Genomic DNA, 1334 nt, shown 5'->3' with positions numbered 1-1334 from the left:
ATGCAGGCTCTTATTAAATGCCTTTATCAACTCTGCGGCTTGGCTTGGTGGGGTTTGAACTTCCACCATCATTGTGCCTTGGCCGCTCGACAAGTGCTCGGCAACCATTGCTTGATACATTTGTAATGTAGTTGGCTTTTCATACTTTAAGCCAAACTGCTTAGCTGCATGTTCAAACTGATAACCGTGGGGCATTTGGTAGTACGCAGTGCGATGCTCCTGAGGCACTGGCAACATATCGAAAATCGCACCACCATCATTGTTTGTGACCACAAGTACTGATGGCAGATCATTACGAGAAAACAGCGCGAGCGAGTTGAGGTCATAAAGCGCCGATGTAGCTCCGATGTACATCAATAGCGGCTTGCCTCGCGAGAGCTGCACACCCGAAGCTGTGGCAAATAGACCATCAATACCCGACGCTCCGCGATTGGTAAACACCTCAGTATTTAATCGGCCAAACATATCGACTAATCGAACAAACAAGCTGTTACCGAGAAAGACATCGACGCTCTGCGTTCGCTCTTCAATGTCAGCCGCTAACGCGATTTCATTAAGCGTTGAAGCTGATGAAGACAGAAACTCATCGCGAATGTGAGCGCGAACATGGGCTATATCGGTCAGCAATCCATCAGCCCACCCTTGAGTACTTGAGCTCTTAACATCAACACGCTCGACCCAACTTTTAGGTGATGCAGCCCAATGCAATTGCGGAAGGTGTGTTTGGTTATCTCGGCTTAAACTTGGCGAGATAAACCAGTACTGAACATCTCGGCCTTGTTGGCTTTGCGACACCTGTTTATTAATCCATTGGTTCAATCGCTTAGATATGATGCGGCTACCAAACTGGAGCACCAAATCACATTCGTCGAGTTGGCTGGCCAACTTAGGCTGTTGTAACCACAAATCATAATGTGACCAATCGGAGCTAACTCCACTTTGCGGATCCGCCAATACAGGCCACCCCATTTGCTGTGCAAACGCTTTTGCCTCTTGCGCGTGTTCAGCAGATAAGCTGCCAATAACAACCACTCCTTTTCTATCAGCACAAAATGGAATGTCACGGAATGATGGGCTGACGAATCGTTGAGTATATGTTTGACCGCCTTTGCGCCACGCTTCGACACTGTTTAGGTAGCTTTGGTAAGCGCTTTTTTCCCCGTCAGAATACAGCGGCTCAGGAAAGGCGCAGTTAATGTGAACCGCGCTGCCATGTAACTGTTGGTTAAACATCACCTCATCAAGCGAGGTGAGCAGCCAATTGAGCGGCGTATTTAAACTCGGACTTGGCAAGTTCAAATTTGCCGATACATGATGCGAAAAAATCCCGAGCT

At 47.9% G+C, this 1334-nt stretch carries 1 protein-coding gene; it reads right to left on the bottom strand.

Annotated features, from left to right (window positions below):
- A partial coding sequence (locus R7E42_RS24345) for a thiamine pyrophosphate-dependent enzyme (protein ID WP_318073140.1) occupies positions 1-1334 on the bottom strand: 1334 nt, incomplete at both ends.

Origin of the sequence: Vibrio sp. Vb1337 (assembly GCF_033338715.1) — a bacterium.
Lineage (GTDB): Bacteria > Pseudomonadota > Gammaproteobacteria > Enterobacterales > Vibrionaceae > Vibrio > Vibrio alginolyticus.
The sequence above is the reverse complement of the archived record's forward strand: the minus strand, read 5'-3'. Positions and strand labels throughout refer to the sequence as shown.